Source organism: Streptomyces sp. NBC_00390 (assembly GCF_036057275.1).
Taxonomy (GTDB): Bacteria; Actinomycetota; Actinomycetes; order Streptomycetales; family Streptomycetaceae; genus Streptomyces.
In genome coordinates, this window is record NZ_CP107945.1 from 2,393,984 (window position 1) to 2,409,438 (window position 15,455).

The 15,455-nt window shown below is 68.1% G+C and carries 13 protein-coding genes and 1 pseudogene; 4 read left to right on the forward strand and 10 right to left on the reverse strand.

The genetic code is table 11. The features are described 5' to 3' along the window. Positions 1-49: 49 nt before the first annotated feature. Positions 50-595 carry a hypothetical protein gene (locus OHS70_RS09770; RefSeq protein ID WP_328395761.1) on the forward strand — a complete coding sequence of 182 codons (546 nt, stop codon included), beginning with the start codon at positions 50-52 and terminating at the stop codon, positions 593-595. Between the two features lie 90 nt (positions 596-685). Continuing rightward, positions 686-817 carry a hypothetical protein gene (locus tag OHS70_RS09775; RefSeq protein ID WP_328395763.1) on the forward strand — a complete coding sequence of 44 codons (132 nt, stop codon included), beginning with the start codon at positions 686-688 and terminating at the stop codon, positions 815-817. A gap of 811 nt (positions 818-1,628) precedes the next feature. Here OHS70_RS09775 and OHS70_RS09780 read toward each other — a convergent pair. The 10 genes and pseudogenes from OHS70_RS09780 to eccB form a co-directional block, all read right to left on the reverse strand. Continuing rightward, on the reverse strand, positions 1,629-2,261 hold the full coding sequence (locus OHS70_RS09780) for a hypothetical protein (protein WP_328395765.1): 633 nt from the start codon (positions 2,259-2,261) through the stop codon (positions 1,629-1,631). A 25-nt stretch (positions 2,262-2,286) separates the two neighbouring features. Then, positions 2,287-4,461 carry a hypothetical protein gene (locus OHS70_RS09785; RefSeq protein ID WP_328395767.1) on the reverse strand — a complete coding sequence of 725 codons (2,175 nt, stop codon included), beginning with the start codon at positions 4,459-4,461 and terminating at the stop codon, positions 2,287-2,289. Between the two features lie 620 nt (positions 4,462-5,081). Next, positions 5,082-5,386 (reverse strand): annotated as a pseudogene (locus tag OHS70_RS09790) (LysR substrate-binding domain-containing protein); the annotation flags it as partial. Between the two features lie 197 nt (positions 5,387-5,583). Next, on the reverse strand, positions 5,584-5,886 hold the full coding sequence (locus OHS70_RS09795; protein ID WP_328395769.1) for a WXG100 family type VII secretion target: 303 nt from the start codon (positions 5,884-5,886) through the stop codon (positions 5,584-5,586). Between the two features lie 69 nt (positions 5,887-5,955). Continuing rightward, a complete protein-coding gene (locus OHS70_RS09800) occupies positions 5,956-6,294 on the reverse strand; it encodes a WXG100 family type VII secretion target (protein WP_328395771.1) in 339 nt (112 codons plus the stop codon). Between the two features lie 116 nt (positions 6,295-6,410). Continuing rightward, entirely contained in the window at positions 6,411-7,673 is a 1,263-nt protein-coding gene (locus tag OHS70_RS09805; protein ID WP_328395773.1) for a S8 family serine peptidase, read from the reverse strand. A 24-nt stretch (positions 7,674-7,697) separates the two neighbouring features. Beyond that, the gene (locus OHS70_RS09810; protein ID WP_328395775.1) at positions 7,698-9,596 is read right to left on the reverse strand and encodes a hypothetical protein; all 1,899 of its coding nucleotides are present in this window, start codon (positions 9,594-9,596) and stop codon (positions 7,698-7,700) included. A 6-nt stretch (positions 9,597-9,602) separates the two neighbouring features. Then, on the reverse strand, positions 9,603-10,046 hold the full coding sequence (locus tag OHS70_RS09815) for a hypothetical protein (protein ID WP_328395777.1): 444 nt from the start codon (positions 10,044-10,046) through the stop codon (positions 9,603-9,605). Positions 10,047-10,327: 281 nt separating this feature from the next. Beyond that, positions 10,328-11,557 (reverse strand): type VII secretion-associated serine protease mycosin, encoded by a 1,230-nt coding sequence (mycP, locus tag OHS70_RS09820; protein ID WP_328395779.1) that lies wholly within the window; start codon positions 11,555-11,557, stop codon positions 10,328-10,330. Positions 11,558-11,570: 13 nt separating this feature from the next. After that, entirely contained in the window at positions 11,571-13,100 is a 1,530-nt protein-coding gene (gene eccB, locus OHS70_RS09825) for a type VII secretion protein EccB (RefSeq protein WP_328395781.1), read from the reverse strand. A 180-nt stretch (positions 13,101-13,280) separates the two neighbouring features. On the opposite strand from eccB, the gene eccE reads away from it, so the two are divergent. Further along, positions 13,281-14,615 (forward strand): type VII secretion protein EccE, encoded by a 1,335-nt coding sequence (gene eccE / locus OHS70_RS09830; RefSeq protein ID WP_328395783.1) that lies wholly within the window; start codon positions 13,281-13,283, stop codon positions 14,613-14,615. Then, positions 14,615-15,331 carry a hypothetical protein gene (locus OHS70_RS09835; protein WP_328395785.1) on the forward strand — a complete coding sequence of 239 codons (717 nt, stop codon included), beginning with the start codon at positions 14,615-14,617 and terminating at the stop codon, positions 15,329-15,331. The genes eccE and OHS70_RS09835 overlap by 1 nt, the downstream gene beginning before the upstream one ends. Positions 15,332-15,455: the final 124 nt, after the last annotated feature.

The window sequence follows — 15,455 nt, forward strand, 5'->3', positions numbered from 1 at the left end:
CCGCCCTGTGACGCCCCGACCGAATTTCTCATCCGGAAGGACCGTGAAAGTGATCCTGAGCGCACCGAGTCACACGGCGCGAACGCTGGCGGCCTGTGCGGGCCTGACGGCGATGCTCATGCTCACGGCATCGTGCTCCTCGCCGACCCGCGAGTACGCGGTTCCCACCGATCTGTGCGGTGTGAAGGTCGCGGCTTCGGCGCTGGAGCCCGTCCTGCCCCCTGGGGAGAAGGTCAGCCTGCACCCGTCGGATGTCGGCGGCAACAAGCGCTGCCGGCTTCACGTCGACGACGAGTCGGCGCTGTCCGCCAGCATCGAGCCCTGGGAGAAGGACGCTACGGCACAGGACGTCGCGCGGGTGGCACTCGACGTCGATCCGGCGGACACCCCGAGCAAGGACCGCCGCTTCCTGTACTCGAAGAAGGGGGCCGTGGGACGCGTCGAGTGCCCCGACGCGAACAGCTCGGACCAATTGCTCTGGGCGACGGTCAGGGTGACGCACGACGACGCCACGGAGGCCGAGATGCACAAGCTCATCGCGGCCTACGCCGACGCTGTCCCGACATCAGGAGCATGCAGCGACAGGCTGAAGTGACGCATCGGCGGAACGTTCCCGACACCCCCGCGGTGACGGCAACGGGCGAGCTCAGCCGCACACGTCACCGGCCTTGAGAAATCATCCGCGGTGATCGCGCGGCGCGCGATGCGTGAACTCCGGGAGCACGGCCTGATCTTCACCGCCCCCGGCAAGGGCTCATACGTCACTCCCACCGACGAGACGTCGGCTCCCTCCCCCGAGGAGCCCGACGAGGCGTGAGTGGGTGCGGGCTGCGGGCAGCGTTCAAGCAGCCGGGGCACGCCCACGTACGACCACGCGTAGAAGGGCTTCGGGGGCCTCGATAGGCTCTCCCGGTTGACGGCACGGGCAGAGGGGATTCGCAGATGGAACGAGGGCGCACGGAACGGCCCTCCGGTAACGGCCCGCGCCACATAGGCCCGTACCAGCTGATCACCCGGCTCGACCCGACCGGCCCCGGCGTCCCGCTCGCGCCGAAACTCCGGTTCGTCGCGCGCAGCGCAAACGGCGAAGGAGAAGAATAATTCCTTGAGCGCTGCGGCCGCGAGGAATGCTGCAGCAGCGCACCGCTACCCCTATGTCGGCAAGGTCGAGGAATGGGCACGTATGGGCACTGCGGACGGCTTCAACGACGCTTCCACCGCAGGCCGACGCATGGCGGACGACCTCGAGACGGAGATTCCCACGTGCGGCGCGTTGTCCGAGACACCGCCCACACCGCTGCCGCCTGCACTTCGACGGCGCGTCAGTTCTCTCTGCCGGCATCGAACGCTGGGAAGAGGACACTTCGGCGCAAGACGTTGCACGCGGGACTCCAGCCGTCGATCCGCTCGACACTCAGAGCGAAGACCACCGGTTCGGAGTCATCATCCAGGGCGTCGACCGGTCCCGCGTACTCACCGCCAGCGCGATCATGACAGCGTGCGGTGGCGCCCGGAGATGGGCGACGACCTGCGAGTGATGGAGGGGCTGGTCGCGGCGGCGTCGTGACGGGTGCCGGTGTACGCCGAGGCCCGGACCGCGCGGACGCGGGCCGGGCCTCTGGTGTTCCTCAGGCCGCCGGAAGCCTGGGCAGTTCCTTCGGGAAGGTCCGCGACTCCTTGCACTCGACAGCCTTGTACGTGTGACGAGCCAGCTGGTAGGCGAAGTCGACGAGGACCTGCCGCAACTCGTCCCCCTGGACGCGGGTCTTGCCGATGGTGCGGGCGTCGACGGTCAGCGCGTAGGCCTCCCGCGCCTCGCCTGGCTTCTTGCCGGGCGGGGTGCAGGGGACGTACACGTACGCGTGGTCCGGGTGCACCACGGCTCTGATGTCGCCGGACGACACATCCACAGGGTCCACGACGTACGGCTCCTTCGCGTAGTAGTCACGCCACGGGCCGGGAGCCGAGTCACGGGACTCCACCTCTCCCGAGATGACGGAGCCACCGCTGGTGCGTACGTAGCAGGCGAAGAAGAAGTTGCCGTCCGACCGGTTCTGCCGGAGCTTCCCTCGCTCCTCGGCCGAACGCGCCGAGGGCAGGGCACGCGCCGCCGTCTCCCGGTCCACCGCACCGTCGCACGGCCGGGCCGACAGCCGGTCGACGCCCTTGGTGAAGATCTCCAGGTACCCGAAGACCGTGCCGACCGCCACCAGGAAGCCTATTCCCGCGGTCGCGAGGCGTTTCTTCCGACGTGCCTGCATATGTCTGCTCACATCTACTCGAGAATCACGCGGCCGGGCGGGCGCGGATTTCTTCCATCATGGAGTCGGCGTCGGTCCAGCCCTGTTCGAGGGCCACCCGGACCAGCTCGTTCGCCTCGTCGTCCGTCAGTTCCTTGGAACCGTGCGAGCTGATGGCCTCGGCGATACTGCTCTGGGTCTGCGCCTTGGCCGACTCCATGGTGTCGTTCAGCGTCCCACCGGAGGCGTAGAGGGCCCTGTCCAGCGCTCCCTGCTGCTCCTGGCCCTTCAGGAGGGTGTCCACGGCGATACCGGCGACTCCGCCGAAGAAACCGCTGGCCGCAGCGCCCGTCATGGCGGCGCCCGCGCCCACGGGCACCAGGGCGACGCTGCCCACGTTCACGCCGGCGGCGAGGAAGGCCTTGACCACGTCTCCCTTCGACTTGAGGGCGTCGTTCGCGTCCTTCTCGGCTCCCAGGTCGCCGGCGATCTTGGCGTCGGCGACCGCGTGCCCGACGATTCCCTCGATGATTCCGGTGTTTCTCGCGATGGCGTTGATCGGGAACTCGGACTTGCCGTTGAAGAGGTCCGGATTCGCGATGTGCGCCTCCATCGAGCTCGCGGTGTAGATGTTCTCGCCGACGATGATCGCCGCCCGGCCCATGGGGTCGTTGGACACGTCGTACAGGAAGCGCATCGTGTCGGTCTTATTCAGGCCGTCCGGGTCCTGACTGTTGCTCATGAAGATCGAATCGGATCCATTGCCGGCGATCGCCCGGTTGATCTCCGGCATGTAGGCGGCCGCCATGTCGCCGAAGCTCTCGCCCGTGGCCTTGTTGACCAGCAATTTGCCGGTCTCCGGCTGTGCGACCGCGTGCATGACCTCCTGCATCAGCGCGACCTGGGCCTTGCTGTGCGGCCTGATGTCGGTCGCCTTCTCGCCGTCCCCGTAGCCGGTGACCGCCGCTTCGAGGGCGTGCGCCACCGCACCGTCGCGGTCCGTGTACCGGATGCTCTCGACGACGTGCTCGAAGACCTTCTTGTCGTCGAAGGTCTCCAGCGCGGCCTCGGGGTTGTGCGACAGGGCCTTCATGAAGCCGATCATCGGGTCACGGCCGTCGTCGTCGCCGAAGACGAGGTCCGTCATGGTCGCGGCCTTCCACAGGTCGTTGGTGCCCATGCCGGCGCTGCTGGCCGGCGCCATGTCCATCTTCAGGAGCTGCTTGCCGTAGGCGTCGAGGAACTCGGCGTCGTACTTGCCGTGGTGCATCAGGCTGCTCATGACCTGGTAGCCCATGGCGCCGTTCGGCCGCAGCGGGTCCGAGTGGTTGGTCCGGAAGGCCGTGGTCGCCTCGTCGAGGACCTTCTTCTTCCACTCCGTCATGCCGTCCGCGTCGGACAGCGTGGCTGTGGCGAGCGTCATGCTCAGGTCCCTCTGGATGCTCTGGAGCTGCTTGAGCTCCTCGCCCCTCGCGCCCGCGTGGATCTCGGCGAGGTCGTTCCAGAACTGCAGGGTCTCCTTGCCCCCCAGCTCGGAGGCGAACTGGGCGGCGAACAGCTCGTCGTCCTTGTACTTGGCCATGGTCCGCTGGAATTCGGCGAGCTCCTCGGGCGACATCTTCTTGGCGTCCTTCGCCAGCTTTGCCATGTCGTCGGCCTTCTTCAGCGCGTCGGCGGCGGAGTCGCGGTCTGCGTGCTTGGCGCCGGAGAAGCCGTAGTCGGCCTGTTCGGCTATCGCCCGCAGGGCACGGGCGGCGGTGGAGTCGCTCGTCGTGGCCTGGCCGAGGAGATCCTGGATCCTGTCCCTGAGGGCCTCGGCCTTCGCCTTGGTGCCAGGAGGTTCGGGGTGGACGGCCGGGACGACGCGGAAGCCGCCGCCCTTCTCGCCGTAGACCGAGAGCTTGTCCTTCTCGAAGCCGTCGTCCAGGACCTGCTTGAGCTTGTCCCGGTACCCGACGAGCTCGTCGTACGTATCCTTGAGGATGTTGTGGAGGGAGGTCGCCTGGGTTAGGGCGTCCGAGAACTCACCGGCCGTCTTGGAAATGAACTCGCGCGAGACAGTGGCATTGACGCCGGCCCAATTGGCCCTGTCGGCCTTGGCCTTCATGTCGTCGCGCGCCCGCTTGTCCAGGCGCGTCAGGCTCTTGACGACCGTGCCCCAGTCGCCGATAGCGATGTTCAGCAGCGAGAAGTTGGCATGTCGGAGGGCTTCGAGGTCCATCAGCGCTTCGTCCCCTCGTCAAAACCCTCGTCGAGGGTGGCGATGCTGCTGACGGTCGACACGATGTGGTACTCGTCGCCCGCGTGGGCCTTGTTCGTGAAGTCCATGTGGTTGGAGATGTGGGCACAGGCGTCGAGCAGGGTGGTCAGCGACTTCTCCCAGCGCTCCTGGACCGTGTCCAGGGCGCCCCCGAGCTCGAACTCCTGCGTCTTGAGGTCCTTGGCGGCGGTCTGACTGCTGGACCAGGCGTCACGGCCGTAGCGGGGAGTTCCGTGAACAGCTTGAACGCGCTGTCGCCGACCGCGGCCAGGTCGTCCTGGTCGGCCTTGAGGTCGCCCTGCTGCCCGCCGCTCCTGTCGCTCGGCACCTCGTTCAGTTGCATTTGCGAGGAGCTTCTACTGCCGGCGTCGGCTTTCAGTTGCTCCCATTCATCCCACGCCATCTGGTGGACTCCTTCCCCCGTACGGACAAGCAAGAGATCGACATTCCACTCGGGAAGTCCGCAAGACGTCCCGGACACGTCAAAGGTCGACCCTACACAAGCAATTGGAACGGACGACCGGGCAGCCCGGCTCCCTGCTCGACTCTCCCTTGCGGGCGAACGGTCGGGCCGAGGAGCCGCCCGCCAGGGAGAGCGGGTTGCGGGCCGGGCCGGTGGGGAGGGGTCCCCGTGGGCCAGACGGCGCCGGAGGGCGCGGTGGAGGTGGACGCCCTCCCCGGGGACCTCGACGAGGCGGCGCGACGACAGTTCCTCGGTGACCGCCAGATCACTGAGCACCGCCGGGCCGGCTCCGCTCACCGCAGCGCACCTAACCGCCGTGGTGAACGCCGGTTCCATGAGCGGATCGGCCAGGCCCCCGTACTCCGCCAGCGGCGCTACGAGCACCTGGCAGGTCCACGATCCATATCCGCGCAGCACTAGCGGGCCGCCAGTTGAGTGGGCAAGCCCTGAATCAGTAGAAGGGCAGAGGAGGATGGTCCTGGCCATAGCGACCGAAAGGCCCGGTCAGAGTAACGCGGCACGGGCGGTCCCAGGTCACCGGACGCCGAGCCTTCGGGCATGGGAAGGGGTGGGCACCCCTCGCGCGTGCCCACCCCGGACGGCTGTGAACAGCCCCCGCCTTACTGGAAGTAGCTTGCAGCCTTCTTGTCGCCACCCATGTAGTCGCCGCCGGCGCGGGCTACGACCTGGGTGATGGCCTGGAGAGCCTTGTGGATGATGTCGGCCTCCTTGTCCCACTGCGCCGCCTTCCGGGTGTAGGCCTCGTGCGCGTCGCCCTCCCACCCGGCGGCCACGGTGGCCACGGCCTTCTTGATCTCGGCGAGGTCCTCTTCGAGCTTCTTGGCCTGGTTGCCGAGCACTGTGGCTGTCGCGTCGAGCGCGCCATACTTGACGACGAGCTCATCCGGTGAACCCAAAGCCATGATTCCCCCAACTCCTTGATGGTTGCGTTTCAGTGATTACTTGCTGAGGTCGAGCGGGCCCTCATTGGGCTACAGGCCGCGGATGCTCGACTGCGGGGCGCCGTCGTTGACGTCGATGGACTGCACTGCCGCACGGATTTCGTCCTCCGTGCCGTCCTTGATCTTGCGCGTCAGAGTCATCGACTCAACGTGCTCGGCAAGGAGGTTGCCGATGCGCACCATCGCGTTGTTGATCTCATACTGCTTCTTGTCGAAGGCCCCGGCGCCGATGCCCTTCCACTGGCCTTCGAGGCTGTCGATCGTGCCCTGAATCTGGTGGAGCTGTCCCTTGATCGAGGTGAACTTCAGGAGAATGTGCTCCTGAAGCTTGGCCACTTGCTCATCTGATAGGCGCTGGCCCTGTGACATGGCTGGGTTTCCCTTCTGATACGTCGTTGGAACTTGCCGGCCTGCGCTTCACCGGGTGGTGATAGGCAGAGGTTTCGGGGTGGCGGTGGCTTGAGGTCACCAGAGGCCGGTGACGGTCACGCGCTGCGGCGCTTGCGCACGACGGCGAATGCTCCGCCTCCGATCACCACTGCGGCGGCGATGGCGCCGAGCACCAGTCCCAGCTGACCGCTGCCTTCCGAGGACTCCGAACTGGAGCCTGCCACGGCGGCGTTCGATCCGGGCTTGGGCTTTGGGTCCTGTGACGAAGCTGGTGCAGAGGGGTCGGGCGAGGCGGAGGAGCCGGCACCGGAGGCACCACCACCGACCTTGGTGTTGGTGAGAGGGCTGGTGCCCGGGTCACCGGGCTTGCCCAGGCCTCGGTTGATGTGGGCACCGGGGCGTACGATCCCATGGCCGAGGTAGTTGCTCACCGTGCCCTCTTTCCAGTCCTCGCCGCGTGCGGCGGACTCGAACATGACGCGGAGGACCTGGTTCGCCGTCCAGTCGGGGTGGGCGGACCAGATGAGGGCGGCAGAGGCGGAGGCGATGGCGGTGGCGGCACTTGTGCCACCGTCCCCGTCGCAGTAACGGGTAAACGTCTCGTCACACCACTTGGGAATGTCGCTGCCCGGTGCAGCAAGATCCACGAAGTCGCCATGTTGGGAGTAGTTGGCGACCTCGCCCTCCCTGTCAGTTGCCGCCACGGCAATGGCCTCGGGGTAACTCGCCGGATAGCTCTCGGGGTTGCCCTTCTGCGCATCATTTCCCGCACCGGCGAAGAACAGCTTGCCCTTGGCCTGAGCGTATTTGACCGCCTCACGGACTCCAGAGCTGTAGTACGTGTTGCCGAACGACGCATTGATGATCTTGGCATCGCTGTCCGCGGCAGCCCTGATCGCTTCTTCTGCGTCGAACGCGTTCACTTTCTCTTTGTTCTGGAGTTCGGTGTCGCTGATCCGAAAGGGAATGATCTTGGCGTCGGGCGCCAGCCCTTTGAGACCTCCACCCGCCCCCGAACCCGCAATGAGCTCAGCCATCGTGGTCCCGTGACCGTTGAAATCGTCGGTCTCGTCCCCCTTGGCCTCCGCGACGTCCATTCCCTTCAGAACCTTGCCTTGAAGGGAAGGAACGGAGGAATTCACACCACTGTCGATGACAGCAACGGTGATGCCCTTGCCGGTCGAGGTCTTCCAGATCTCCTCGGCGTTCATGGCATCCAGGTACCACTGCTTTGACTGTGCATCAGCAGCGAGCGCCGCCGGGGCAGCGCTGACGAATCCGCTCGTCAGCGCTGTCAGTGCAGCCACGGTGCCGAGGCCTCGTCGAAACCTGCGACCCTCGATCGTTCGTGCCGTCATTCTGGCTTCGAGCCTTCCCAGTGGTTAGTCGATCACCGGCGGCACAGCACCGCGTCGGCGATTCGCCCAAGTCTCTTCGTCTTCCGTCAAGTAGTCCGGGCGGGCAGTGCCCTCACGGTCCTGCTCGTCCTCTCCCGGCCGGCGCTGGTTGGCGCGGCCACCGGCGAGTCCGCCACCTGCCGCAGCTCCGGTACCGGGGCGGGAGCCGGGAGCGCGCGGGGTGCCGACGACTCCGTTCACACTGGGAGTGCCGCGACCGACAGGCCGGGCGGCGGTGTTGCCGGGATTGGCCCCAACGACGCCCGCCTGGCTCGGCCGCGCCGCGGAGGATCGACCCGCAGCCGGACCGTCTCCACCGATGATCGTGCCCCGGGGGATGCGCGATCCCGTGCTTCCACTGGTGGAACGCTGAGGTGTGCCGCCGACGATTCCGTCCCCCCGGCCGCCACGAGGTCCGTTGGGGCCACCGCTGCGTCCGGCGACAGGCTGGCCCGTACCACCGGGCCGACCCACGATTGGCGCCTGGCCACCGCTTCGTCCCGAGACAGGCTGGCCCGTACCACCGGGCCGACCCACGATGGGCGCCTGGCCACCGCTTCGTCCCGAGACAGGCTGGCCCGTACCACCGGGCCGACCCACGATGGGTGCCTGGCCACGGCCTGCGCCCGTTACGGAACGTCCTGTGCCGCCTCCGCCGGGGATCCCCGTGGCACTCGGACGGCCGACCATGGGTGAGCGGCCGGTCGACGTACCGCTGGGTGTCCCTGGGGGTCGCCCCGTCGACGTGGCGGGTCGTCCCAACGGCTGCGAGCCGCCCGGCGTGCCCGCACGGCCCACGGCCTTGCTCGGCGGTCCGCCGGCCGTCCTCGGATCGCCGGTCCGGGGAACTGGTGCAGCACGTCCCGGCAAGCCGAAGTTGGTGGGCGGAGGAGAGACGGGACCGCCTCCCTGGTTCGGGTTGCTGACGGGGGTCGGCGGCGTCGTGTTCGGAGCGGTAGTCGTGGGCGGCGGGGCCGTGGTCACGCTGTCGATCTCCATCGACGTGAAGTCGGCAATGGAGCCGGTCTTGCCGAGTGCCTCGGTGCGAGGTGCGGTCTCGGTAACGCCAGCCTCGCCTACGCTGCTGGCATGTCCGGAAGTTCCCCGGGACAGACTGTCGCGCGCTTCTCCGGTTCCGGAGTCGGTGCCGGGCTCGAACCATCCGGTCGGCGCCGGCACCGCCGCTTTGTACGCGGCCGGTGGCAGTGGCTCCTTCTGTTTGGCCAGCATGCCTTGGGAGACCGCGTAGAACGAAGCCAGACGGTTCATCTGGTTGATGGCCTCCTGCCGGTCCTTCTCGACCTGCAGGGCCTTCTGGTACTCCGGGTTGTCCGCCGTCTGCTCCGGGAGTTCGAAGTCCTTGGGTTCCTTCCGGATCGTGCGGTCGTCCCCCGGCGGCCTCGCGTTGCGGACCGAGGCCAGGCCTGTGCTGGCGACCTTCATCTGGGCGCCGGCCGCGTTGGCCATCTTGCCGATGGACCAGGCGTAGCTCACGACCCCGGCGCCATACTCCTGGAACGCCGTGGCGCCCTCGCCCTTCCAATCGGTCTTCTTGACGAAATCGTCGAGTTCAGTGGCTGCCTTGTTGATGGCGACGTTCGCCTTCTCCAGGGCATCGCCGGCGTCTTCCAGGTCCGCGGGGTTGGCGCTCTCCAGGAAGGCCAGCATCTCGTTGAGCTTGCGGCCGTCGAAGGCAGTCGAGCCGAAGACGCTTCCGGTGGAGCCGAGGCCGAAGACATCGAAGGCGTCCCTCATCCGCTCCACCATGTCGGTGGCGGCGAAGCCCCCTTCGATGTCGGACTGGTCCTTCGCCTGATCCTGCTGGTGCTCCTGCGGTGTCTCGGGCAGCTTGGTATCGGGTTTCTGCTGCTTCTCGTCACTCATCACTCATCACCCCAGATCCTTGCCGACGGTCTTGGAATCGTTGCGAGGCGCCTCGGGCTGTGCGGGCTTCTCCTGCGCCTCCGCGCGCTCGATCGCCTCGTCCCGTTCCTTGTCCAGACGGGACCTGATCTCGTGGAAGCGGGCGCGCATCCCCTCCTCCACGTCGTCATAGCCGACGTCGGCCGCGTGCACACCGATGATGAGCAGTTCGATCTGGTCGCCGAGCGACTTCGACAGCGAGACCAGTGCCTTGTGGACGCGGTTGTACTCCTTGTAGAAACCCTCGGCCTCCGCGAAGTCCAGCCCGACGCCGAACGACCCGCGGGTCACCCGCTCGGCGGCGACCTTGGTCCTGCCGCCGTCGCCGCCTTCCAGGTCCTTCAGCACGCCGTCCACGCTTGACCGGAACTTCTTCAGCGCTTCGACGCCGCGCTCGAGGTCACTCGCCATAGCTGCCCCCGTCACCAACTACCTCGAGCACGATGCCATTCCTCCCCGTTTGCTTCAGCTGTCACGCATTGCGATCGTGGTGACTCGCCATCCACCGATTGCACCTAACCCACTCTAGCCACTGCCAGTGACAGCCCCAAGTGTCTTATCCGTCACGCGACTTAACTGTCAGGACGTCACGCAGGCCCTGTGCGGTTGCAACGGTCGGCACCTTGCCACCTGCAACGCTTCACGGTTCACCCGCAAGGCTTCACCGCTCCCGCGCACAGTTCACCCACCCGTTATCCGGCAGCCCGTCCGGCCCGCCGTCGGGAGTCGCGCAGTGCCACCGCGCCGCCCGCGATCGTTGCGACCAGGACTCCGCCGCCCACCACCACATACGTCGCGAGGCGGGTGTTGCGCTGTTCCGGTGTCTCGCCGAGATGGAGCTTCGCCGGGGTCGGTGCCTCGGCCTTGGGCATGCCCTCGTTGGCGACCGGCTTCTCGATGGGCTTGTCGTCCTCGGTGAGGGCGCGGACCGGGTCGACCACTCCCCAGCCGACCAGGCGGTCGTGGCCCGCGACCGAGCGCTCGGCCGTCTGCTGGATCTGAGCGACGATCTGTTCCTGTGTCCAGTCCTTGTGCTTCGCCTTGACCAGGGCCGCGAGACCGGCGACGTACGGTGCGGAGAAGCTGGTGCCGTTGTCGGCGCAGTGGCCGCCGCCGGGGACGGTGGAGATCATGTCCACGCCGGGGGCCGCGACGCCGACGAAGTCGCCGGACTGGGAGAAGGCCGCACGCTCGTTGTTGCGGTCCGAGGACGCCACCGCCAGGACCCCGGGGTACGAAGCCGGGTACGTCCGCTTGACGTTGCCGCCCAGGCCGTCGTTGCCCGCCGACGCAACGATCACGATGTCCCTCGCGAGGGCGGCGTCCACGGCCTGCTTCAGCGCCGGGGCCGGCTCCACGGCGTTGGCCGTGTCCTGGGAGATGTTGATCACGTCGGCGCGTGCGGTGACCGCGTAGTTGATGGCGTTGGCAAGGGTCTTGGCAGTGCCGTGGCCGTCGGCGTCGTTCTGCTCGATCGGGATGATCGTGGCGTCGGGAGCGAGGCCGACGAAGCCCGTGCCCTTGTCGGGGCGGGCTGCGATGATGCCGGCGACCTTGGTGCCGTGGCCCACGGTGTCCGTGGTCCCGTCCTCCTTGCCACGCTCGATCTTGTTGCCGTTCTCGTCCTTGAGGTTCTTGGGAAGCAGATTGCGGCCGCTCTTGACGTCCACCGCGCGCGTCAGCTGTTTGTTCTTGACGTCGACGCCGGTGTCGATGACCGCCACCCGCACACCTTTGCCGGTGGACTGCTTCCACAGTTCGTCGAGCAGGACCCGCTGCAGGGACCAGGGGCGGCCTTCGTACTTCTTTCCCGGGAAGGTGCACTGCGTGTCGTCCGCCACCGCGGTCGGCAGCGGCAGGCCGACGAGAGTGAGAGCGGTGACGGCCGCCGTCGTGAGCAGGCGCCGGGTGTGGTTCGTCATCTCGCCCCAGTCCTCAGGAGCCCTGCGGCTGACGCGCGGCCCCGGTGGACAGCCGGGGTCCGGTGGGCAGGAACGTCGACCATTCGGCCGGGATGGGCAGAGGGTCGACGTCCTTGTAGCCGAGCCGGTTCTGGGCCTGCTGCGCCTCCTGCGCCCGCTGCCGCTTCTCCTCCTCCGAGCCGGAGGAACCGATGCCGGAGTCGTCGGTGGCGGTGTCGCCGTTGGACTGCATCGCGTAGCGGAGTCCGGTGTCGGTGACCAGGAAGAGGAATCCGCTCTTGGTGTTGGAGCCCTTGAACTGGCGGAAGAGCTGGCCGGATCCAGGGGTGACATAGGCGCTGGTGGAGCCGGTCGGCAGCGGGGCGGGGAAGTCCGTACCCGCCCATGTGCTCAGCGTGGTCTCCCCGTTGTCGCCGTCGACCTCACGCAGCACGTTGCAGACGGTGTTACGGCTGTCCTCGGCGGTACCGGCGTCGTTGACGGGTACCGGCCTGGCCGCCGGCCAGTCCTTGTCCTGGTTGAACGGGGCTCCCGGCTCGAGGACTCCGGGGCTGACCGCCTTCGCCTTGCCGGGCTGGCCGAGGCTGATCAGCTGCTTGCTGCCCAGCAGGAGCTTCGCCGTGAAGTCCGAGATCGGCGCGACCCGGCCCTGAAGGACGACGTACTGCTGGTTCCTCGTGCCGTCGGTCGCGGACAGGACCATGCCGATCCTGTTGTCCGCGGGGTCCAGTTCGCCCGGCGCGTTCGCGGGGTCGCCGATCCGTCCGGGGACGGTCGGGAAAGCGATCGTGTCGCCCTTGTGGAGGGTCTTGAGCCAGGCTTCGGACACGCGCTGGGGCACCTGGTTCCGCCCGACGACCTGGCTCAGCAGGAGGTCGTCCTTCGCGACGGGGTAGGCCTTGCCGCCGGCGTCGACGACGTAGCGGGCCTCGTCGGGCCCGCTCTCGACGTAGAGGAGCTCTCCGCCCCGCAGCCGGTTGGCACCCTCGGTCTGCTTCTGCTCCCGTTCGGCGAAGACGAACGCGGCCTTCTGGATGGAGCGACCGCCCTGCCCGGGACGCTCGCAGACCGCCCAGCGCTTGACCGCCCCGGCCTCCTTGGGATCGGGCAGCCGGTCAGGAGCGTAGGGGATGCCGAGCGTGGCGCCGTGCGGAATCTTCCCGCTGTCGAGCACGGACTCGTCGACGTTGATGACCTTGCCCTTGTCGGGAAGGAGCAGCAGCTTCGCCGACGCCATGTTGAGCACCGGGTGGAGCTGCACCTTTCCGTTGGTTCTCAAGACCACATAGCGGGTGGTGGACTTGCTCGCAATGATCACGTTCTCGTCCGGCGTGTTCCAGTCCTTGGGGGCGACCGGCTTGAACATCCCCCAGGCTCCGAAGACCGCGAGTACCACCACCCCGACGATGGCCCCGGGAAGCACCGCACGCAGGGGGCGGGGTGCACCTTCTTCCGAACCGGTCGCGTTCGGCTGGAGGAACTGCGCGATCAGCCTTCGCTTCGCGAAGGTGTAGGCGTTGAGTTCGTCCCGTCGTGATGCCATCTGTCCGCTGTCCCTCTCCCCGCTGGGCGACCAGGTTCCCACACTCATCGAGATGGGCTGCCGTCGTACCGCCCCCTACTATGCCTGCTGGCGCCCGCGTCCCACTGCTCAGGTAGGGTGATCGCCCGGTCAACGCCCATGGGAATTTGGTAATTACGGACACGAGGGGGCAACGCGGCGATGGGTACGGCAACGCGCGTGCGGAACGGGCGGGCTTCCCAACGAGCCTCCGAATCTTCCCAACGGCAACGCAGCAATGCAGGGGGTGGCTCGTCCGCGCAAGGCGTCCCCGCGACGACGACGCTGCGGCCCCTGTCCCGCACCAGCCGTCTCGGCCCCTTCCAGCTGCGCCAGTTGGTGCTCGTGGAGGCGGCTCTCGCGCTGGCCGCGGTGGGTGTCGCGCTGGGCGGCCTGTGGCTGGTGCCCGCCTGTGTCATCGCGGGCGTCCTCGTGCTCCTCTCCGTGATACGCCGTCGGGGCCAGGCCCTGCAGGACTGGTTGTCGACCGCCCTCGCCCTTCGCTCCCGCAGGCGTCAGGCCGCGCCTGCGGCGGCGGATGTGGATCCGTCCCTGGCCCCGGTCGCGGAGAGCGTGCCGGGCTTCGGCCCGTTCGCCTATGTCGACCGGAAGCGCCGCACCGTGGGGATGCTCGGCGACGGCTCGTTCCTGACCGCCGTGGTGAGGGTCGAGGCGAGCGGGTCCGCGCTGCGCCCCGCCTTCGGGGCCCGTGCACTCCCGCTGTCCCTCCTGGGCGGTGCCCTCGAAGTGGACGACATCGTCCTGGAATCGGTGCAGTTGGTGCAGCAGGTGCGTTCCGCCCCGGCACCGCATCTGCCCCAGCAGTCGGTGGCACGGCTCTCGTACGCCCCGCTCCAGGAGCGGACCGGCGCACCTGCGCTGCGGCTGACCTGGGTGGCCGTGAAGCTGGATCCGGAACGGTGCCGGGAGGCCGTCGAGGCGCGCGGCGGCGGCATCGAAGGTGCCCAACGCTGTTTGGTCCGTGCGGCGGACCATGTGGCAAGCCGTATCACCGGCGCCGGCTTCCAGGCCGTCGTGCTGGACCAGGAGGAGCTGAACTCCACTGTGGCGACCGCGGCGTGCGCAAGTCCGCGGCTGACGGCCCGGGCCGGGCGGCCGGACACCGCACCGCAGCGGCGGACCGCCGAGACCTCTCGGGTCTGGCGTTGCGACGACCGCTGGCACACGACGTACGCGGTGGGCCGCTGGCCGGAGTTGGGTCGCGGGGCGTCTCCGCTTCCCAAGCTGGTCTCCCTGCTCACGGCCGCCCCGGCCTACGCGACCACCTTCAGCCTCACGTTGCGGCGTGACTCACGGCAGGGGGCGATGACCGTGGCCGGAAACGTACGTATCACCGGTGGTTCCGACACCGAACTGGTCGGCGTGCGGCGCGTGTTGGAGCAGGCCGCCCGTACGGCGAAGGTCGGCCTGCTACGACTGGATCGCGAGCAGTTGCCGGGAGCACTGGCGACGCTGCCGCTGGGGGGTGCACGGTAATGAGCCGTACGGGATCTGCACGTGGGCTTCGAGGGCTCCTCGGGCCGCGTCACGCGGGACACACCATGGCTGCCGACCATCTGGGCGCGCTGTCCCTGCCCGTCGGCGACGACGGTGTGGTGATCGGCGACGACGGCGAGGGGCGCCCGCAGATGATCGGGTTCCACCGCTCGACACCGTACGAAGTGGTGCTGATCGGCGGACTGTGGACGGCGCAGGTGCTGGCACTTCGCGCGGCGGGCACCGGCGCGCGCGTGGCGGTAGAGACCGGGCGGGCCCAGGACTGGAGCCTCCTGGCACAGGCGGCGGGGGCCGGACTGGAGTGCATCACGCTGCACGATGTGGGGCGCGTCCCCCCGATGGGCGCGAGCGTGGGCAGCCCGGTCGTGGTGGTGCGTGACTGCGGCATGCGGCCGCCGCGCGGGCGCGTGGTGTCGTCGCCATGGCAGTCCGTGATGACGCTGCTGCCGTATCTGAGCCCGGTGGCACCGCGGTTGTTGCGGACCGCGACGTTGGTGGGTGTCCAACGGGTCTCGCCGCAGGAAGCGGAGCAGATCGGCCGGATCCTGGGGCTGTCCCGGATGGAGACGGACGCACTGCCGACTCTCGCGGACGGGGTCACCCTCTGGTGCGCGGGGCGCGAGCGTCACTGGGTGATGACGACGGCCACGGATGCGGAGTCCGGCCTGCTGGGCGTGGCCCGCCGGATGGACTGATCGCAGATCTCACCCCGCCTTCACGGACGACGCGGCGAACAGGCCGATCGTGCGCGCAGGGCGTGCGCCGGGTGACACCTCCCTGGCACGCAACGGCACACACCGCCACGCAAAGGGTGCGGGG